Origin of the sequence: Azospirillum formosense (assembly GCF_040500525.1) — a bacterium.
Classification (GTDB): Bacteria; Pseudomonadota; Alphaproteobacteria; order Azospirillales; family Azospirillaceae; genus Azospirillum; species Azospirillum formosense_A.
Genome location: NZ_CP159405.1, coordinates 1 through 19,213, shown reverse-complemented (window position 1 = coordinate 19,213; position 19,213 = coordinate 1). Strand labels below are relative to the sequence as shown.

The window sequence follows — 19,213 nt, the reverse complement described above, 5'->3', positions numbered from 1 at the left end:
GATGAACTTCGAGGAACAGGCTGGAAAAACCGTGCTCGCCCGCGCCGGGGTGAGCGTCCCGCAGGGGCGCCTCTGCGCCAGCGCGCAGGAGGCCGAGGCCGCCGCCCGCGCCATCGGGCCGGTGGTGGTCAAGGCGCAGGTGCCGACCGGCAAGCGCGGCAAGTCGGGCGGCGTCAAGCTGGCCGCCACGCCGGAGGAGGCCGCCGCCGCGGCGCAGGCCATCCTGGGCATGGAGATCGGCGGTTTCCCGGTCGCCCGCGTGCTGGTCGAGGAGCAGGCGGCCATCGCCCGCGAATTCTACGCCGCGGTGCTGAACGACCCGGCCAGCCGCAGCCCGCTCGTGCTGTTCTCCACCGAGGGCGGCATGGACATCGAGGAGGTCGCGGCGACCCGCCCCGAGTCCCTGCGCCGCATGGCGGTGGACATCCGCAAGGGCTTCGGCCCGGCGGACGCGCGGCGCCTGCTGCTGGGGCTGGACCTCGGCGAGGCCGCCGTGCCGGTGGCGGCGATGCTGGTCGATCTCTACCGCGTCTACCGCCAGCACGACGCCGAGCTGCTGGAGATCAATCCGCTGGCTCTGCTGGCCGACAGCCGCGTCGTGCCGCTGGACTGCAAGCTGACGGTGGACGATGCCGCGCTCTACCGGCAAACGGACATCGCCGAACTGGGCGCCAAGGAACCGCTGTCGGCGCTGGAGGAGCGCGGGCGGGCGCTCGACCTCAAATACATCGAGCTGGAGGGCAACGTCGGCGTCCTGGCCAACGGCGCCGGGCTGACCATGACGACCATGGACGTGGTCAGCCACGCCGGCGGGCGCCCCGCCAACTTCCTGGAGATCGGCGGCGAGGCCTACACCAAGGGGACGGAGGCGCTGGACCTCGTGCTGTCCAACCCCGGCGTCAAAAGCCTTGTCGTCAACTTCTGCGGCGCCTTCGCCCGCACCGACGTGATGGCCGGCGGCGTGATCCAGGCCTGGAAGACGCTGAACCCCACCGTCCCCGTCTTCTTCTCCATCCACGGCACCGGCGAGGACGAGGCCGTGCGCATGGTGCGCGAGGAGCTGGGGATCGAACCCTACGACCGGATGGAAGACGCCATTTCGGCAGCCGTGGAGGCCGTGCGATGATCGTACGCAAGAGCGACCGGGTCCTGGTGCAGGGCATCACCGGCAAGCAGGGCACCTTCTGGACCGAGCAGATGCAGGCCTACGGCACCACCGTGGTCGGCGGCGTGAACCCGAAGAAGGCCGGGCAGAGCCATTGCGGCGTGCCCATCTTCGCCACCGCGAAGGAGGCCATGGCGAACGGCGGCTTCGACGTGTCGGTGATGTTCATCCCGCCCGCCGCCGCCAAGGCCGCCGCCACCGACGCCATCGAGGCCGGGGCGAAGACCGTCGTCTGCCTGACCGAGCACATCCCTTCCCACGACGTGATGGAGATGCACGCCGCGGCGGCGGAGCACGGCACCCGCATCATCGGGCCGAACACCGCCGGCATCGTGACGCCGGGAGAATGCTTCGTCGGCATCATGCCCGCCTTCAACCCGCGCGTCTTCCAGCCGGGCCGGGTCGGCGTCATCTCGCGCAGCGGCAGCCTGGGCACGCTGGTCTGCCTGAACCTCGTGCGCGGCGGGTACGGGCAGTCGGCCTTCCTCGGCATCGGCGGCGACCCGATGATCGGCACCACGACCAAGGACGCGCTGGCCGCCCTGATCGACGATCCGGGCACCGACGCCATCGCGCTGATCGGCGAGATCGGCGGCAGCATGGAGGAGGAAGCGGCGGAGCTGGTGGCGAAGACGGACAAGCCCGTCGTCTCCTTCATCGCCGGCCGCGCCTCCCCGCCGGGCAAGAAGATGGGCCATGCCGGCGCCATCGTGACCGGCGACCGCGGCAGCTACGCCTCCAAGCGCGGTGCGCTGGAACGCGCCGGGGCCGTCGTGGTGGACGTGCCCGGCGACCTCCCGGCGGCCCTCGACGCGCTGATGGCCGAGGCCGCGAAACGGTCGGGCGCGCGGCAACTCGCGGACTGAGCCCGCAGCGGCCTTTTTGAAGAACGGCACGGCAGCACCGCCCCCTCTCCCGGCCCTCCGCCGGGAGAGAACGGGGGAGGCATTCCGGAAGGGAACGGAACAGGATGGCGAAGATCGACGACGTCGGCGGCCAGCGCGCACGCGGGTTCGCCTTCACCCAGGGGTTCCAGCGAAGGAGCGGGCCGGCGGCGCCCGAGGACGCGCGCGGCTGGCTCGACCGCTACCAGTCGCCGCGCGAGGACATCGACCCCTCGCCGACCGTCTCCGACACGGTCAAATACACCACCTGCTACATGTGCGCCTGCCGCTGCGGCATCAAAGTGCACATCAAGGACGGCCAGCTCCGCTTCATCGAGGGGAACAAGGACCATCCGGTGAACCACGGCGTGATCTGCGCCAAGGGGTCCGCCGGCATCATGACCCAGAACTCCCCGGCCAAGCTGCGCAAGCCCCTGCTGCGCACCGGGGAGCGCGGCACCGGCGAGTTCCGTGAGATCGAGTGGGACGAGGCGCTGACCATCCTGACCGAGCGTTTCGGCAAGATCCGCGACAGCGACCCCAGCAAGCTCGCCTTCTTCACCGGGCGCGACCAGAGCCAGTCGCTGACCGGCTTCTGGGCGGCGCAGTTCGGCACGCCCAACTTCGCGGCGCACGGCGGCTTCTGCTCCGTCAACATGGCCGCGGCGGGCATGTACACGCTGGGCGGCAGCTTCTGGGAGTTCGGGGAGCCGGACTGGGACAACACCCGCTACCTGTTGCTGTTCGGCGTGGCCGAGGACCATGACAGCAACCCGATCAAGATCGGCCTGTCGAAGATGAAGGCGCGCGGCGCCAAGATCGTTTCCGTCAACCCGATCAAGACCGGCTATTCCGCCATTGCCGACGAGTGGGTCGGCATCCGTCCGGGCAGCGACGGGCTGTTCGTCTTCGCCCTGATCCACGAGCTGCTGCGCGCCGACCGCATCGACGCCGAGTATCTCGTCCGCTACACCAACGCCCCCTGGCTGGTCATCCAGGCCCCCGGCGCCCCCGACGACGGCCTGTTCGCCCGCGACGCCGACGGCGCCCCGCTGGCCTGGGACGCGGTGGAGCAGCGCGCCGTCCCGGCGACCGCGGCCGATATCCGCCCGGCCCTGGTCGGCGCCGTCACCCTGCCCGACGGGCGGCGGGCCGTGCCCTCCTTCCATCTGCTGGCCGAGCGTTACCTCGACCCGCAACACGCCCCGGAGGCGGTGGCCGAGCGCTGCGGCGTCCCCGCCGACACCATCCGCCGCATTGCCGCCGAGATGGCCCACCTCGCCTTCCAGGAGACGCTGACCATCGAGCAGCCTTGGACCGACTGGGCCGGGCGGCGCCACGAGCGGATGGTCGGGCGGCCCATCGCCATGCACGCCATGCGCGGCATCTCCGCCCACTCCAACGGCTTCCACACCTGCCGGGCCATCCACATCCTGCAAATCCTGCTGGGCACCATCGACGTGCCGGGCGGCTGGCGCTACAAGTCGCCCTACCCCCGCCCCGCCCCGCCGGGTCCCAAGCCCGCCGGCAAGCGCGGCGAGACCGGCCCCGGCAAGGCCATCCACGGGATGCCGCTCGGCTACCCCATGGGGCCGGAGGATTTGCTGGTCGGCGAGGACGGGCAGCCGCTGCGCATCGACAAAGCCTTCAGCTGGGACGCGCCGCTGTCGGTGCACGGGCTGATGCACATGGTCGTCGCCAACGCCTGGGAGGGCGACCCGTACCGCGTCGACACGCTGTTCATGTACATGGCCAACATGGCCTGGAACTCGTCGATGAACACGTCCGAGACGATGCGGATGCTGTCCGACAAGGACCCGGACAGCGGCGAATACCGCATCCCCTTCATCGTCTATTGCGACGCCTACGCGTCGGAGATGGTGGCCTACGCCGACCTCGTGCTGGCCGACACCACCTATCTGGAGCGGTGGGACTGCATCTCCCTGCTCGACCGCCCGATCGGCAGCGCGCACGGCCCCGGCGATTCCATCCGCCAGCCGGTGCTGACCCCCGACCGCGACGTGCGGCCCTTCCAGGACGTGCTGATCGAGCTGGGCGCCCGCCTCGGCCTGCCCGCCTTCGTCCGGGAGGATGGCAGCCCGCGCTACCCCGGCGGCTATCCCGACTACATGACCAACCACGAGCGCAAGCCCGGCATCGGCCCGCTGGCCGGCTGGCGCGGCGCCGACGGGACGGACGCCGGCAAGGGCGCCCCCAACCCGGACCAGCTCGACCGCTACGTCCGCAACGGCTGCTTCTGGCACTTTGAGCTGCCGCCGGAGCAGCATTATTTCAAGCACGCCAACCAGGCCTATCTGGAAACCGCCACCCGCATGGGCTTCCTCGACAAGCCGGAGCCGGTGATCCTCCAGCTCTACGTCGAGCCGCTCCAGAAATTCCGCCTCGCCGCGCGCGGGCACGGCGCGGTGGTGCCGCCCGCCGACAAGCGGCGGCGGGTGGAGACCTACTTCGACCCCCTGCCCTTCTGGTACCCGCCGCTGGAGGAGGAGGGGCTGGACGAGGGTGCCTTCCCGCTGCACGCGGTCACCCAGCGCCCGATGCCCATGTACCATTCCTGGGGCTCGCAGAACGCCTGGCTGCGGCAGATCCTGGCGCGCAACAGCCTCTACATCGCGCGCTCCACCGCGGAGCAACTTGGCCTCGCCGACGGCGACTGGGCCTGGGTGACCAGCCCGACCGGGCGCATCCGGGTGCCGGTCCATCTGATGGACGGGGTGGAGGCCGGGACGGTGTGGACCTGGAACGCCATCGGCAAGCGCTCCGGCGCCTGGAACCTGTCCACCGACGCGCCGGAAGGGACCAAGGGCTTCCTGCTCAACCACCTGATCTCCGAACTGCTGCCGGAGCGCAACGGCTACCGTTACGCCAACGCCGATCCGGTGACCGGGCAGGCCGCCTGGTACGACCTGCGCGTCCGCGTCGAGAAGGCCCCGCCGAAGGAGCGGGCCGAGACGATGCCGCGCTTCCCCGCCCAGGCCATGCCGCCGGGCGTCGAGCCGCCGCCCGCCATCCTGCGCACCGGCGCCGTATTCCGGAGGACCCGCGCATGACGAGCCTTCCCAACCGCGAACCCGGCGCCCCCCGGCTGGGGCTGGTCATCGACCTCGACACCTGCGTCGGCTGCCACGCCTGCGCGGTGGCCTGCAAGCAGTGGAACGACGGCGGCCACATGGCGCCGCTGACCGACACCGACGCCTACGGCGCCGGGCCGGACGGGGTGTGGTTCAACCGCATCCACAGCTTCGAGGCGGGGTCGGAGCAGGGCGGCTGCGGGTCGCGCACCACCAACTTCCCGCGCTCCTGCCTGCATTGCGAACAGCCGGCCTGCGTGACCGTCTGCCCGACCGGCGCCTCCTACAAGCGGGCCGAGGACGGCATCGTTCTGGTCAACGAGGATCTGTGCATTGGCTGCAAGCTGTGCTCCTGGGCCTGCCCCTACGGCGCGCGGGAGTTCGACCAGGACGTCGGCGTGATGAAGAAATGCACGCTGTGCATCGACCGCATCCACAACGAGAACCTCCACGAGGCGGACCGGGTGCCGGCCTGCGTCATGGTCTGCCCGACCTCCGCCCGCCATTTCGGCGACCTCGCCGACCCGTCCTCCGCCGTCTCGAAGCTGGTGGCGGAGCGCGGCGGCTACGACCTGATGCCGGAGCTGGGCTACGAGCCGACCAACAAGTACCTGCCGCCGCGGCCCCGCCCCGCCCTGGCGCTCGACGAGCGCGTCACCAAGGACAGCGCCAACGACGACCTGCCGCTCCACGGCCTGCTGAAATGGGCCGACCGCATCCTGGCGCGCTGAGGGAGGGAGTTCCATGCATCCGGCCTTCTCCATCATCTTCTTCACGAGCGCTGCGGGCGCCGGTTATGGCCTGCTTGCCCTGCTCGGCCTGCTGGCGCCCCTCGGCCTGCTGCCGGCGAGCCCGCTGTTCGGCCTCGCCGCCCTCGCCCTCGCCCTGGGGCTGGTGGTGGCCGGGCTGCTGTCCTCGCTGGCCCATCTCGGCCGTCCGGAGCGGGCGTGGCGTGCGCTGTCGCAGTGGCGCAGCTCCTGGCTGTCGCGCGAAGGGGTGGCGGCGGTCGCCACCTTCTTGCCGGCGGGCGTCTTCGCCATCGCCTGGATCGTCCTTTCTGCCGATGGCGGCGGGGTGGCGGGCGTCGCCGGCTGGATCACCGCGGCGATGGCGGCGGTCACCGTCTACTGCACGGCGATGATCTACGCCTCGCTGAAGCCCATCCGCCAGTGGGCCAACCCCTGGGTGCCGCGCACCTATCTGGCGCTGTCGCTGATGACCGGAGCGCTGCTGCTGAACGCGCTGCTGGGTGTGGCGGGGCAGGCGTCGGCTTGGTCCTCCCTGCTGGCCCTGGCGTCGGTGGCGCTGGCCTGGGCGGCCAAGGAGGGGCATTGGCGGCACTGCGCCACCGCCCGCCCCGTCAGCACGGCGGAGACGGCGACTGGGCTGGGCCACATCGGGCGGGTCCGCCTGCTCGACGCCCCGCACAGCGAGGACAACTACCTGCTGAAGGAAATGGGTTTCCGCGTCGGGCGCCGCCACGCCGTCCGCCTGCGCCTGATCACCCGCCTCGCCGCCTTCGCCCTGCCGACGGCGCTGAGCCTCGGCGCGCTGGTCGCCGGCCCCGGCGCCCTCTCCGGCACGCTGGCTCTGCTGGCCGCCGCCGCCGCCGCCCTGGGGGTGATCGCCGAGCGCTGGCTCTTCTTCGCCGAGGCGAAGCACACCGTGACGCTCTTCTACGGCGCCGGGGAAGCCTGACCCCTCCACTCTGGCCCCGCCTCTTCATCCCTCGATCGGGAAAGGAGCAGACATGCCGCAAGACCACACCGATCACGGCCCCGCCCTGGCCCTCCTGATGACCCGCGCCAAGGCGATGGACGCCCGGAGCCTCTACATCTGCGGCTCGCCCTCCTGCCCCCGCGTCGGGTTCCGCTCCGGCCCCGGCATTGTCTACGAACCGCTGTCCGCCGGCCTCGCGGGACGCCTGATCGACCGCTTCGCGGTGGACGGGCACGGCCTGAGCCAAGGGCTGCTCGTCTGGAGCGGACGCCATTACCGCTGGTTCGCCATGCCGATGCCGGAGGGGACCGACGGCTACGCCCCCCTGATCGCCGTGCACCGGCCGGCCATTTGTCCCGGCCCCGGCGAGCGGGCCATGCCGCGCGTGATCGCCGGCTGACCGCCGGCCGATCACCCTGGCCACCCTCCCCTTTCATCCCACGCCACCCATCCATGAAACGAGGATGCGCACCATGAAAATGACCACCGAGGAAGCGTTCGTGAAGGTCCTTCAGATGCACGGCATCCGGCACGCCTTCGGGATCATCGGATCGGCCATGATGCCGGTCTCCGACCTCTTCCCCAAGGCCGGCATCCGGTTCTGGGACTGCGCGCACGAGACCAACGCCGCCCTGATCTGCGATGGCTACAGCCGGGTCACCGGGGAAATGGCCATGGCGATCGCCCAGAACGGACCCGGCGTGACCGGCTTCGTCACCTCCATCAAGACCGCCTACTGGAACCACACGCCGATGCTGCTGGTGACGCCGCAGGCTGCCAACAAGACCATCGGCCAAGGCGGTTTCCAGGAGGTCGAGCAGATGGCCATGTTCAAGGAGATGGTCTGCTACCAGGAGGAGGTGCGCGACCCCAGCCGCATGGCCGAGGTGCTGAACCGCGTCATCGAGAAGGCGTGGCGCGGCTGCGCCCCGGCGCAGATCAACGTGCCGCGCGATTTCTGGACCCAGGTGATCGACGTCGAGCTGCCGCAGATCGTCCGGCTGGAGCGCCCGGCGGGCGGGCGGCAGGCCATCGCCGAGGCGGCCCGCCTGCTGTCGGAGGCGAAGTTCCCGGTCATCCTCAACGGCGCCGGGGTGGTGATCGGCGGAGCCATTCCGGACAGCATCGCGCTGGCGGAGCGGCTGGACGCGCCGGTCTGCTGCGGCTACCAGCACAACGACGCCTTCCCCGGCAGCCACCCGCTGTCGGTCGGGCCGCTCGGCTACAACGGGTCCAAGGCGGCGATGGAGCTGATCGCCAAGGCCGACGTCGTTCTGGCGCTCGGCACGCGGCTCAACCCCTTCTCCACCCTGCCCGGCTATGGCATCGACTATTGGCCGAAGAACGCCAAGATCATCCAGGTGGACATCAACCCCGACCGCATCGGCCTGACCAAGAAGGTCTCGGTCGGCATCTGCGGCGACGCCCGCCAAGTCGCCCAGCAGATCCTGGCGCAACTCGCCCCCGGCGCCGGGGACGCGGGCCGGCTGGAGCGCCGCGCCTTGATCCACCAGACCAAGTCGGCGTGGCTTCAGCTCCTGTCCTCGCTCGACCATGAGGAGGACGATCCCGGAACGAGTTGGAACGCCGAGGCGCGCGAGCGCGAGTCCGACCGCATGTCGCCCCGTCAGGCGTGGCGGGCCATCCAGGCCGCCCTGCCGGCGGACGCCATCCTGTCCACCGACATCGGCAACAACTGCGCCATCGGCAACGCCTACCCCACCTTCGAGGAGGGGCGGAAATATCTGGCGCCCGGCATGTTCGGCCCCTGCGGCTACGGCTTCCCGTCGATCGTCGGGGCGAAGATCGGCTGCCCGAACACGCCGGTGGTCGGCTTCGCCGGTGACGGCGCCTTCGGCATCTCGATGAACGAGATGTCCTCCATCGGGCGCGAGGGATGGCCGGCGGTCACCATGGTGATCTTCCGGAACTTCCAATGGGGGGCGGAGAAGCGCAACACGACGCTGTGGTTCGACAACAACTTCGTCGGCACGGAGCTGAACCCCAAGCTCAGCTACGCCAAGGTGGCCGAGGGTTGCGGCCTGAAGGGCGTCACCGCGCGCACCCAGGACGAGGTGACCGCCGCCCTGCGCCAGGCGATCGAGGACCAGGGCCGCGGCATCACCACCTTCGTCGAGGTGATCCTGAACCAGGAGCTGGGCGAGCCCTTCCGCCGCGACGCCATGAAGAAGCCGGTCGCGATCGCCGGCATCGACCCGGCGGACATGCGCCCGCAGCAGGCCGTGTAAGGCAAAGCACGGCGCCGTTCACGCGGTGCTTCTTTGCATGATTTGCAGGGGCTTTGCCCCCAACCCTCCCCCGCCAGCGCAGGGGAGGGACTTTTTTTGCCCCCTCCCCTGCGCTGGCGGGGGAGGGTCGGGGTGGGGGCAATACCGTCCAGGATTGACGCCCTGGGGGCATTTCACGTTTCGACTTCGAAAGCCCTTATAGGTTGCTTCAATCTCTAAGAACTACAACCTTAAGACGCTTTCGATTTCGAAAGCGGTCATTCCCCCAGCAGATCGTCGATGCGCATCCGCAGGTCCCGCAGCAGCTCCCGATGTTCCTTCTGCATCGCGTTGCTGACCGCGTCGATGGCCTTCAGCTCCTTCTCGATGCGGTTGATCGAGCGGCCGAGCACGCGCATCGGCTCCGCGGTTCCCGGCGCCTTGGACGCCCGCGCCGCGCGCACCGACTGCACCGTCAGCCCGCCAGTGCGCGCCGACTGCCACAGCCGCCGCACCTCCCCTTCGTCACCGACGAAGGCCAGCTCGACCAGGGCTGAGCGGGACACCGCGTCGGGGTTCTCCCGGTATTCGCGGAGGATGTCGGTGGGCAGGTCCAGCACCTTCAGCCGCTTCGACACCTCGGCCTCCGAGCAGCCGAGGACCGCGGCGACCTCCGCCTGGGCGTAGCCGTGGCTGTCGATGAGCTGGGTTAGGCCGCGGGCCAGATCGATGGCGTCCAGGTCCACGCGCTGGACGTTCTCGATCAGCGCGATCTCCTCCGCCTTGCCCTTGGTGATGATGGCGGCGATGGTCGGGCGGCCGAGCATCTGGTGGGCGCGCAGGCGACGCTCGCCGGCCACGAGGCGGTAGACGCCCTTCTCCGCCGTCTCCTGCACCAGCACCGGCTGCTGCAGCCCGTGCCGCTCGATGGAGGCGGCCAGCGAGGCGAGGGCCGTCTCGTCGAAGACGGTGCGCGGCTGGTTGGGGTCGGTGCGGATGGCGGCGACGTCGGCCTCGATCAGCCGGGGCAGGGCGCCGGTCAGCCCGAACAGCCGGTCGGTCTCCAGGGCCGGGGCGGTGTTCTTGGCCTGCAGGACGGTGGCGGCGGTCTGGCGGGTCAGCTTCTTAGGCGGCATCGGACGACTCCCGGATGCGTCCGGTGGCCTTCAGAAGGGCACCGGCGATGGCGGCGTAGCTTTCCACGCCCGGCGCGCCGATGTCGGCGTCCAGCGTGATGACGTTGGCTCCGGCGGCCTGCGCGTAGATCGTCGCGCGCGGCACCGGCGGGAAGACCCGGTAATCCTCGCCCCACAGCCGGCCGATGTCCTCCAGCGAGGAGCGGTCCTGGGTCTGGCGGGGATTGAGCATGGTCGGCAGCACGCCGAGAATGCGCAGGTTCGGGTTCAGCCGCCGCTGGATCTTCGTCACGGTGTCCAGGAAGGCGTTGACGCCCAGGATGGCGTGCGGCTCCGCCTGGCAGGGGATCAGCACATAGTCCGCCGCGGTCAGCGCGTTGATGGTGACCGCCCCCAGGTTCGGCGCGCAGTCGATCAGGATGAAATCATACGCGCCCCGCACCGCGTCCAGCATCTCCGCCATGGCGGTCTGGGCGTTGGTCAGGTTGCCGGGCAGTTCGGTGTCGGCGCTGGCGAGCGCGATGCTCGACGGCACGACGTCCAGCCCTTCCACACTGGTCGGGCGGATGACGTCGGCCAGCTTCGCCTTGCCCATCAGCGCGTGGTAGAGCACCCTGCCCTGCTCGGTCAGCGCCACCACGTCGGTCTGCGGCACGCCGACATGGACCGTGGCGTTGCCCTGCGGATCAGCGTCCACCAGCAGCACGCGGTTGCCCGACCGGGCCAACATGAAGGCGACGTTGATCGAGGTCGCCGTCTTGGCCGTGCCACCCTTTTGCAGGCCGACGGCGATGGTCGTGCCGGCCCGCGGCGTCTCGGTCGCCGGCTGCTCCAGGGACAGCAGCAGCAGCCGGCCCAGCACGTCGCGGGGCAGGGGCTCGCGCCCCGTCTCCCATTTGCTGAGCCTCTGCTTGTCGTAGCGGCGGCCGGTCAGTTCGTTCACGAACGCGGCCATCTGCGTCTGGGTGAGGCCGCGCCTCTCGCGCAGCAGCTTCAAATCGTCGCCGGTCATTGCCCCCTCGTCGCCCCATTTGCCGGAGTCGTCCCGGAAGCTATCAAGTCGTCCCAACCCTCGCAATGGGTGTCTACCCGTGGTCCGCAGCAACCGGCCCTCTCCCGGACCGCCTCCTGCCAGATGCGATCGAGCGTATTTCCCAGGCGGAGGTGGATGCCCTTCCTCCCTGCCTCCACGCCGCGTTGCGTCCGGGGGGCTTGCTGGTCCACATGCCTTTCCAGGCGACGGACAAGGATGGCATCACCCGCGCCCGTGACTCCATCCCGTCTTCGGGCAGTGGCGGCTGCAGGAACTCACCGGCGCGGGAGTCTTCACCATCGGTTCACCTCTGTTCCGCCGGGCTCCGGCGCCGCCGTCGCGGTTGAAATGCGCGGCGGTGTTTCCGGTCGGCTTCGGCCATCAGGCCCATGCCCAGCAGGCGATCAATTCCGTGATGGCGGCAGCCAAGAACGACCCCGGCCTTTTTACGGACTTCGATTGCGTCGCGGTCGACGACACCGGCGGAACCAGCGGCCGACCGGCTGCTCCTTCTCGACGCCGGGGTGCTGGAGAAGGCACGGCAGGGCCATCGCCGCGATCCCAGCAGCGAAACGATGATCTCGTCTGCATGAGCCTGGGGTGGCGCGGGCGGTGCGAGCCGGCATCGCTGCGCCTCTGGCAGCGTCTCGCCACGCCGGCGCGCGTCGTGTTCGTCATGGCAGCCTACACCGGCGTCCACGCCCTGACGGCGGCCCGTACGGCTCCCAACGCGCAGATGCTCGCGATGGAGCCGGGTCCCGTCAATCGGGCGCGGTTGGAAGGGAACAGCCATGCCCACGGCTGCGAACCGGGTCAGGGCCGTGCGGGCCTCGGCTTTCGCCAAACGCTGACGTCCACCGCCTCGCCGCAGCCGGCACTGGCGGAAGGGGACCGCTCCGGTGCATAACTGGGTCCGCGGGGCCGGCGGCGGCACCGGGGCTGTGGGGTTGCGCGAATGGCGGCGAACTGGTCGGTGCGGCAACTGGTGTGTCAGGCGCACGGCTGTGAATTGGCGGTGTCGTGGCGGACCGACGGACGCTGGACCTGGACCGTGTCGGTGGCCGGCGAGCGCATCGCCGTCGGGATCGCCCAGTCGCAGGAGGGCGCCCAGGACGCCGCCGCCAACGCGGCGGAACGCCACGCCCGCGCGGACGGCATCATCCAACTGACCATGTTCTGAACGCCGGCACCGGATAAAATCCGCCCGACCGGCGTCAAATTGGTCGTATTGCATTGCAGCATACCGCTCGATACGGGCGTATCCATGCAATCCCCAGAAAAAGCGCTTAGCCACAGAGAATAATCCAGTGGGATTTTGCGCGAACCCATCAGGGTTTGTGTGATTTTCCCGTGCGTCTCCTATTGTTTGTGAACGATCGCAAAGTCCGTAGGCCACGCGTGAATTGTCTAAGACCTTCCGCGGAGCTTCGACCTTCGACGATGCGACGGCTCTGGCCTCCGGCCAGGGAAGCGGGACGGGCGAGGTTCCACGTCCGCCCCGACTGCGCCCATTCGACCAACCACGCGAGAGGCTCGACGTGACTTCGCTGGGGAAACGCCAGATTCACACCGACGCATTTGGGGGCGATTGCCTGGACGCTTCACCGGCTGTCGAAGTCGACCGTATGGACCGCGGCGGCTGGTACGCCGTCATGAACGGCTTCGATGACGCCAACATCTTCCAGACTTGGGATTTCGGGCGCATCGCCCATCCCGGCCGCGACCTCAGCCACATCGTGCTGCGCCGCGACGGCCAGCCGATCGCCGCGGCGCAGCTGCTGGTCCGCCGCGTGCCGGGCATCGGCGGCATCGCGCTGGTCATGTGGGGGCCGCTGTGGCGCCCCAAGGGCCGCCCAGCCGATCCGGAGGCGTTCCTGGCCATCATGGAGGCGATGAAGGCCGAGTACAGCGTCCGGCGCGGCCTGTTCCTGCGCGTCCTGCCGCGCGTCGAGGACGGGGCAGGGGAGGGCGCCCGCGCGCTGTCCGCCATGGAGGCGCTGGGGATGCGGCACAGCGACGCCAAGGCCCCCTACCGCACCTTCATCATGGACCTGACCCGCGACGAGGCGACGATCCACAAGGACCTGTCCCGCCATTGGCGCCGCGGCCTCGCCAAGGCCGAGGGGGCCGGGCTGGAAATCGTCGAGGGCTCCTCGCCGGAGATCCTCGACGCCATCGACGACCTGTTCATCCAGACGCAGCGCCGCAAGGGCTTCCGCGCCTTCGACAGCCGCACCCTGACGAAGGTCCACCGCGCCCTGCCCGATGGCATGAAGATGCACGCCGTGATGGCCTCACACAACGGCGAGCCGGTGGCCGGCGTGGTGGTGTCGCTGCTCGGCGACACCGCGCTGATGCAGAACTCGGCCACCGCGGAGGCCGGACTGCCGCTGAACGCGGCTTTCCTCGTCCACTGGAAGGCGATGCAGTGGGTGAAGGCCAACGGCGGGAAGCGCTACGACCTGCACGGGGTCAACGCCCAGGTCAACCCCGGCGTCCACCTGTTCAAGCGCGGCTTCGCCGGCAAGGGGGAGGAGGAGCGGGTCTTCATCGGCACCTTCGAAGCGCCCGGCCCCATGCTCAGCCGGCTTCTCGTCGAAGGCGGCCAGACGGTGCGCACGCTGGCCGCGACCTGCACCGCGCAGGCGAGCCAGATGATGGCGATGGCGATGAACAAGGGGCCGGCCGAGCGCGCCGACGCCACCACCCCATCCAACCCGGCCTGAGCGCCGGACAAACGAAACGCCCGGTCCATGGTCTGGACCGGGCGTCGCGTTTGCGTGTCACCGGACGTATCGTCGGATCAGCGTCACTGGGTGCGTGCGATCACCGGCACGCCGTCCAGATCCTTGGGAAGATCGTCGGGGATGCCCGACGCGAAATTGACCGCGATCGCGTAGTCGTCGGACAGTTTCGTGACTTCGGCGCGGGTCATGCCGGGGTACCCGCTGAGGATCGCCAGATAACGGTCACGGGCGGCTTCGGCAGCCTCTTTCGGCACGGGCATACTGACCTCCCTTTCGTCATAGGTTGCCCTAATCATTTATGAATTGTTGGGCTCATAAACAATACCCCGATGAGACCGTTTTCCGCAACGCCTCCGCTCAGAGGCGTTGGGCGAGCCCGTGCAGGTCGCCGACCACCGTCACGTCGGGCGGGAAGGGGTTCGGCAACCCTTCCGACACCACGCCGACGAAGGCCATGCCGGCCTTGCGGGCGGCCTCCAGCTCGGTCAGGGAATCGCCGATGGCGAGCGACCGCGCCGGGTCGTGCCCGCCCTCGGCGACGATGCGCGCGAAGACCTCCGCCTTCACGTTGGGAGAGCCGGTGATGCTGCGGAAATGCCGCTCCAGCCCCTTGGCGCGCACGGTGCCCATCAGCACCTCGTGCGGCGTGCCCGAGACGAGGTGGCAGGGCGTGCCGTCCAGCCGGTCCAGCGCCGTCTCGGCGCCCGCGATCAGCGGACAATCGGGAACGCGCGGATCGACGATCTCGGCGTAGCGGCGGGCCAGCTCGTCGATCTCCGCCGGGCCGGGGTCGCGCCCGAACATCTCCCGCTCCAGGATCCCCAGCATCTTGAACCGGCTGAGGCCGCCGTTGCGCCAGATCGTCTGCCGCATCCGCTCCTCCGTCTCCGCATCGTCGATGCCGTAGAGGATGGCGAAGCCGCCGTTCTTGGTGGGCACGGAGTCGATGATGACGCCGTCGAAATCGAAGATCACGACCTCCGGGTCCAGCCGGTCGGGTGTCTGAAGCATTGCGCCGTCTCGCATCGTTGTGGTGGCCCCGCACGGAACTAGGGCGGGTGCCGGAAAAGGCGTCGGGGGATCGTACAGGAAATCCCCCGCACCTCAACGGTATGGGCGGGAATAACGGCCTTCTGGAAAAGCTGTCCCACAGTGTGGCGCAGGCCACAGCGGGGATGGGCAGCGGGGCGTAGGGTCTGGTCATCGGACAGGCCGGGCGCCGACGCAGACGGAACCGGCAGCCAACTCCCCCAGACACCAACTCCCCAGACACCGGAAGGAAACCACACCATGCGCCGCACCACCCTGATCGCCGCCGCCGTCGCCGTCCTGTGCTCCGCCGCCTCCGTTGGCCCGGCCTTCGCCGGCGACCTGATGACCGGCGGCATCCCGCTGGGCAACGCCAGCAACCTGGGCGTCATCTCCAACACCGCCGCCGGCATCCAGAACAAGGCGCAGCAGCAGGTGATGGGCGTCCAGGCGGGTGGCGGGCTGGCCGGGCCCTTCGGCACCGCCTCCAACCTGGGCAACGTCTCCAACCTCGCCGCCGGCGTCGGCAACACCGCCAAGCAGCAGGTCTTCGGCATGCAGGCGGGCGGCGGCGGGGCGAAGGCGCCCTTCGCCCTGGGCAGCTTCAACAGCAACGCCGGCACCGTCAGCAACAGCGCGGTCGGCATCGGCAACACCGCCCAGCAGCAGGTCAAGGCCATGCAGTTCGGCGCGCCGGGCGCCCTGTTCAACCAGAACCTCGGCACCGTCTCCAACCTCTCCGCCGGCATCGGCAACAAGGCCCAGCAGCAGGTCATCGGCATCCAGAAGTAAGGCACCCCGCCTCGCGTCCCTCCCTCCCCGAACCTCGCGGCCGGCAGACCCCTGCCGGCCGTCTTTTTGCGTGGCGCAGGAAACGGGTGGCCCCGCTTCGGGGCATCGGCGACGATCCCGGCGGCAGGATCGGGAGGGCATCATGGACGAGGAGGCGATGTGGGGCGCGGTGACGCGCCGAGACCATGACGGCGACGGGCGCTTCGTCTACGCGGTGCGCACCACCGGCGTCTATTGCCGCCCCTCCTGCCCATCGCGGCGGGCCAAGCGGGAGAACGTCTCCTTCCACCCGGACGCGGCGGCGGCGCAGGCGGCGGGCTTCCGTCCCTGCAAGCGCTGCCGCCCCGACGCGCCGCCATCCGCGCTCACATGATCCCCAGCAACCGGATCAGCCCCAGCCCGATGGCGCCCAGCGCCGCCAGCGACAGCACCACCGCGGCGGTGACGCGCAGGCCGGCCCGCGACAGCATCCGCACATCCACCCCAAGCCCCAGGGCGGCCATCGACAGCACCGTCAGGACGCCCGCCGCGCTCTGGCTGACCGCCAGGGCGGCGTCCGGGATCAGCCCCGCCGCCCGCAGCCCGGCCAGCGCCAGGAAGCCGAGGATGAACCAGGGCACCAGACGGCGCAGCGGGGGACGGGTCCTGGCGCCCCCATCCCGGGCAGCACCTTCCGGCTGCGCCATCAGGGCCAGCGCCACCACCACCGGTCCCAGCATCAGCACGCGCAGCAGCTTCACCAGCGTCCCGACCTGGACGCTCAGCGCGCCGACCGGCGCCGTCGCCGCCAGGATCTGCGGCACCGCGTAGACGGTCAGCCCGGCGAACACGCCGTACTGCATCGGGCTGAGCCCGAGCAGCGGCACCAGAAGCGGCAGGCCGAGCACCACGAGAACCCCCAGCACCGCCGTGAAGGCGATGGCCGCCGCCACGTCGTCGCCGTGCGCCCCGATCACCGGCGCCGTCGCCGCGATGGCCGAGTTGCCGCAGATGGAGTTGCCGCAGGCGACCAGCACCGCCATGCGCGGCGGCAATCCCAGCAGGCGGCCGATGCCGTAGCTGACCGCCAGGGCCAGGGCGACCACCCCGGCGATTCCCGCCACCAGCCCCGGCCCGGCGGCCAGGATCGTCTGCGGATCGATGGAGGCGCCCAGCAGCATCACCGCGACCTCCAGCAGCGTCTTGGCGCTGAAGTCCGTTCCCGCCTGCCAGCGCCGTCCCGGCGCCCAGACGCTGCGCAGGGCCACCCCGATCAGGATCGCCAGGACCAGCGCCTCCAGCCAGGCCTGCCCGAAGACTTGCTGCTCCAGGCTTTGCAAGGCCAGCGCCGCGCCGCTCACGCCGGAGCAGAGCAGAATCCCCGGCGACAGGGTGGCCAGGGTCCGGCGGGGCGATGGGGGAAGAAGGTTGGGCATGGCGTCCTCGAATTCCGATGCCGGGAAGCTGCGCCCTGTGGACCGTTCGTTCCAACGGATTATAATGGACGAATCATTCGGATTTATCGAACGGTTGGAAGGCAGGGGACCGCATGACTCTCGAACAGCTCCGCATCTTCGTGGCGGTCGCCACGCAGCAGCATGTGACGCGGGCGGCGGCGACCCTGAATCTGACGCAATCCGCGGTCAGCGCCGCCGTTTCCAGCCTGGAGGCGCGGCACGCCGTCCGCCTGTTCGACCGGGTGGGCCGCCGCATCGAGCTGACGGAGGCCGGGCGCCTGTTCCTCGGCGAGGCCGTCGCGGTGCTCGCCCGCGCCGAGGCGGCGGAGCGGATGCTGGCCGACCTGTCGGCGCTGAAGCGCGGCCGCATCGCCATCCACGCCAGCCAGACCATCACCGGCTATTGGCTGCCCGAACGGCTCGTCGCCTTTCACCAGCGCTATCCGGACGTCGACGTCGCGGTGAAGGCCGCCAACACCGCCCAAGTCGCCAAGGCCGTGCTGGACGGCGCCGCCGATCTCGGGCTGGTGGAAGGGGAGGTGGCGGACCCGCTGCTCGACCAGGACCTTCTGCCCGGCGACCGCCTGCTGCTGCTGGTCGGGGACGGCCACCCCTGGCGCGGGCGGAGCGACCTGCCATTGGAGGAGCTGAACCGCTCCCCCTGGGTCCTGCGCGAGGCCGGGTCGGGCACCCGCTCCGAGTTCGAGGAGGCGCTGCGCGGGCGGGGCAGGGCGCCGGAGGAGTTGCCGGTGGCGCTGGAGCTGCCCTCGAACGAGGCGGTGCTGTCGGCGGTGATGGCCGGGGCGGGGGCCACCGCCCTGTCGGATCTGGTGGCGCGCGGCGCGCTGGCGGCCGGGCGTCTGCACCGCGTTCCCTTCCCGCTGCCCGAGCGCCCCTTCCGCCTGCTGCGCCACCGCGAGCGCGGGTTGAGCCACGCCGCCCGGACCTTCCGTGACGGGCTGCTGGCGGAGTAGGGCAGGGGAGGGGGGTCAGACCACCTCGTCGAACTCGACCCTGGGAATGTCGATCCAGCTCTCCGGCTCGCCGGCGTCCTTGCGCCAGAAGATCACCGGCAGGTCGGCGTTCAGCACGCGGGCGATCGAGGCGCCGCGCGCCGTCATCAGCTCCTTGTACTCCGCCGCCTCGACGATGCGCACGCCGTAGCCGGGGATGCGGTCGGCCTGGAGCACGGGGCCGAGCGCGTTCTTGAACTTGCGCAGGTCGTTGTCGGAGCCGACCCGCTTGCGCAGCGGCTCCAGCGCCATCCAGAAGGCGGTGCCGTGGCCCAGATGGGCGCGGGCGATCTCGTAGAGCCGCTTCTCGATGGGCTTCAGCGCGAAGTAATCTTCCGAATAGGTCAGCAGGTTGTTGCCAAGCGCCGCCCTGACGACCCAGTTCGACAGCACCAGGGTGAGGCCGCGCACCTGCCGCTCGCCGTCCTTCTTGCCGCGGCGGTACAGCAGCTTGTAGTCGGAAATCCAAGAGAAGGCGCCGCTCTCGCCTTCGCCCCCGGCCTCCAGGTTGGTCTTGATCTGGGTGCCCTGCAGCCGCTCCAGCGCCCCTTCGATCTTGTCGTAGGCGCTGCCCCCGGCGGTCTTGCCGACGATGCGCTGGAGGTCGCTGGTGGTGAAGTGCAGCTTGCCGACCTCCGGACCCATCTTGCCCTCGGCCATCTTCTCGCGCAGCAGCGAGACGGCGTAGATCAGCACCGACTTGTCCCAGATCGTCGCAACGCCGACGTCGCGCGGCGCGCGCACCTCGATCTTCACCTTGCCGTCGTCGTAGGTGGGAAGGCTTTCCACCTTGTCCTTCGACAGGCCGAACAGCGAATAGGCCATGAGGGCCCGGTCGTTGTTCACGTCGCCGCGCAGCGGCGAATCCAGCCGCAGCGCCAGCTGGACCGGGCGGTCCAGCAGTTCGGCGTTTTCCTTGTCGGTGTTGTGGTCGTCCAT

The 19,213-nt window shown here is 70.0% G+C and carries 18 protein-coding genes and 1 pseudogene; 13 read left to right on the top strand and 6 right to left on the bottom strand.

The window, feature by feature from the left end; genetic code table 11:
* Window position 1 precedes the first annotated feature (1 nt).
* From sucC to xsc, 7 genes are all read left to right on the top strand, one after another.
* The gene (sucC, locus tag ABVN73_RS24340; protein WP_353861684.1) at window positions 2–1,126 is read left to right on the top strand and encodes an ADP-forming succinate--CoA ligase subunit beta; all 1,125 of its coding nucleotides are present in this window, start codon (window positions 2–4) and stop codon (window positions 1,124–1,126) included.
* Window positions 1,123–2,031, top strand: coding sequence for a CoA-binding protein (locus ABVN73_RS24335; RefSeq protein ID WP_353861683.1), 909 nt, complete (start codon window positions 1,123–1,125; stop codon window positions 2,029–2,031). The genes sucC and ABVN73_RS24335 overlap by 4 nt, the downstream gene beginning before the upstream one ends.
* Before the next feature lie 104 nt (window positions 2,032–2,135).
* Entirely contained in the window at window positions 2,136–5,120 is a 2,985-nt protein-coding gene (locus ABVN73_RS24330; RefSeq protein WP_353861682.1) for a molybdopterin oxidoreductase family protein, read from the top strand.
* On the top strand, window positions 5,117–5,872 hold the full coding sequence (locus ABVN73_RS24325; RefSeq protein ID WP_353861681.1) for a 4Fe-4S dicluster domain-containing protein: 756 nt from the start codon (window positions 5,117–5,119) through the stop codon (window positions 5,870–5,872). The genes ABVN73_RS24330 and ABVN73_RS24325 overlap by 4 nt, the downstream gene beginning before the upstream one ends.
* A gap of 13 nt (window positions 5,873–5,885) precedes the next feature.
* Entirely contained in the window at window positions 5,886–6,839 is a 954-nt protein-coding gene (locus ABVN73_RS24320; protein ID WP_353861680.1) for a DmsC/YnfH family molybdoenzyme membrane anchor subunit, read from the top strand.
* 52 nt (window positions 6,840–6,891) lie between these two features.
* Complete coding sequence (locus ABVN73_RS24315; protein ID WP_353861679.1) at window positions 6,892–7,260, top strand: hypothetical protein; 369 nt, start codon at window positions 6,892–6,894, stop codon at window positions 7,258–7,260.
* Window positions 7,261–7,333: 73 nt separating this feature from the next.
* Window positions 7,334–9,109 carry a sulfoacetaldehyde acetyltransferase gene (gene xsc / locus ABVN73_RS24310; RefSeq protein WP_353861678.1) on the top strand — a complete coding sequence of 592 codons (1,776 nt, stop codon included), beginning with the start codon at window positions 7,334–7,336 and terminating at the stop codon, window positions 9,107–9,109.
* A gap of 257 nt (window positions 9,110–9,366) precedes the next feature.
* Here the strand turns inward: xsc and ABVN73_RS24305 are convergent, their stop codons facing one another.
* Together ABVN73_RS24305 and ABVN73_RS24300 are read right to left on the bottom strand one after the other, a co-directional pair.
* Window positions 9,367–10,224, bottom strand: coding sequence for a ParB/RepB/Spo0J family partition protein (locus ABVN73_RS24305; RefSeq protein WP_035683077.1), 858 nt, complete (start codon window positions 10,222–10,224; stop codon window positions 9,367–9,369).
* A complete protein-coding gene (locus ABVN73_RS24300) occupies window positions 10,214–11,236 on the bottom strand; it encodes an AAA family ATPase (protein ID WP_353861677.1) in 1,023 nt (340 codons plus the stop codon). The genes ABVN73_RS24305 and ABVN73_RS24300 overlap by 11 nt, the downstream gene beginning before the upstream one ends.
* A gap of 379 nt (window positions 11,237–11,615) precedes the next feature.
* On the opposite strand from ABVN73_RS24300, the gene ABVN73_RS24295 reads away from it, so the two are divergent.
* The 3 genes from ABVN73_RS24295 to ABVN73_RS24285 all read left to right on the top strand — a co-directional run bounded on the left by ABVN73_RS24295 (window position 11,616) and on the right by ABVN73_RS24285 (window position 13,983).
* Window positions 11,616–12,164 carry a hypothetical protein gene (locus ABVN73_RS24295; protein WP_353861676.1) on the top strand — a complete coding sequence of 183 codons (549 nt, stop codon included), beginning with the start codon at window positions 11,616–11,618 and terminating at the stop codon, window positions 12,162–12,164.
* Window positions 12,165–12,212: 48 nt separating this feature from the next.
* Window positions 12,213–12,437, top strand: a complete 225-nt coding sequence (locus tag ABVN73_RS24290) for a hypothetical protein (protein ID WP_014200230.1) — start codon at window positions 12,213–12,215, stop codon at window positions 12,435–12,437.
* 445 nt (window positions 12,438–12,882) lie between these two features.
* The gene (locus ABVN73_RS24285; RefSeq protein WP_353861675.1) at window positions 12,883–13,983 is read left to right on the top strand and encodes a GNAT family N-acetyltransferase; all 1,101 of its coding nucleotides are present in this window, start codon (window positions 12,883–12,885) and stop codon (window positions 13,981–13,983) included.
* An 83-nt stretch (window positions 13,984–14,066) separates the two neighbouring features.
* On the opposite strand, the gene ABVN73_RS24280 is transcribed toward ABVN73_RS24285, so the two are convergent.
* Together ABVN73_RS24280 and ABVN73_RS24275 are read right to left on the bottom strand one after the other, a co-directional pair.
* A complete protein-coding gene (locus ABVN73_RS24280) occupies window positions 14,067–14,264 on the bottom strand; it encodes a hypothetical protein (RefSeq protein WP_035683083.1) in 198 nt (65 codons plus the stop codon).
* Between the two features lie 97 nt (window positions 14,265–14,361).
* The gene (locus ABVN73_RS24275; protein WP_353861674.1) at window positions 14,362–15,015 is read right to left on the bottom strand and encodes an HAD family phosphatase; all 654 of its coding nucleotides are present in this window, start codon (window positions 15,013–15,015) and stop codon (window positions 14,362–14,364) included.
* Between the two features lie 279 nt (window positions 15,016–15,294).
* Here ABVN73_RS24275 and ABVN73_RS24270 point away from each other — a divergent pair, with 279 nt between their 5' ends.
* Together ABVN73_RS24270 and ABVN73_RS24265 are read left to right on the top strand one after the other, a co-directional pair.
* Entirely contained in the window at window positions 15,295–15,825 is a 531-nt protein-coding gene (locus ABVN73_RS24270) for a hypothetical protein (protein WP_353861673.1), read from the top strand.
* Window positions 15,826–15,967: 142 nt separating this feature from the next.
* Window positions 15,968–16,180 (top strand): annotated as a pseudogene (locus ABVN73_RS24265) (Ada metal-binding domain-containing protein); the annotation flags it as partial.
* Window positions 16,181–16,190: 10 nt separating this feature from the next.
* On the opposite strand, the gene ABVN73_RS24260 reads toward ABVN73_RS24265, so the two are convergent.
* Entirely contained in the window at window positions 16,191–17,240 is a 1,050-nt protein-coding gene (locus tag ABVN73_RS24260) for a putative sulfate exporter family transporter (RefSeq protein WP_353861672.1), read from the bottom strand.
* 113 nt (window positions 17,241–17,353) lie between these two features.
* On the opposite strand from ABVN73_RS24260, the gene ABVN73_RS24255 reads away from it, so the two are divergent.
* Complete coding sequence (locus tag ABVN73_RS24255; protein WP_353861671.1) at window positions 17,354–18,235, top strand: LysR substrate-binding domain-containing protein; 882 nt, start codon at window positions 17,354–17,356, stop codon at window positions 18,233–18,235.
* A gap of 15 nt (window positions 18,236–18,250) precedes the next feature.
* Here the strand turns inward: ABVN73_RS24255 and ABVN73_RS24250 are convergent, their stop codons facing one another.
* Complete coding sequence (locus ABVN73_RS24250; protein ID WP_114858582.1) at window positions 18,251–19,213, bottom strand: replication initiator protein A; 963 nt, start codon at window positions 19,211–19,213, stop codon at window positions 18,251–18,253.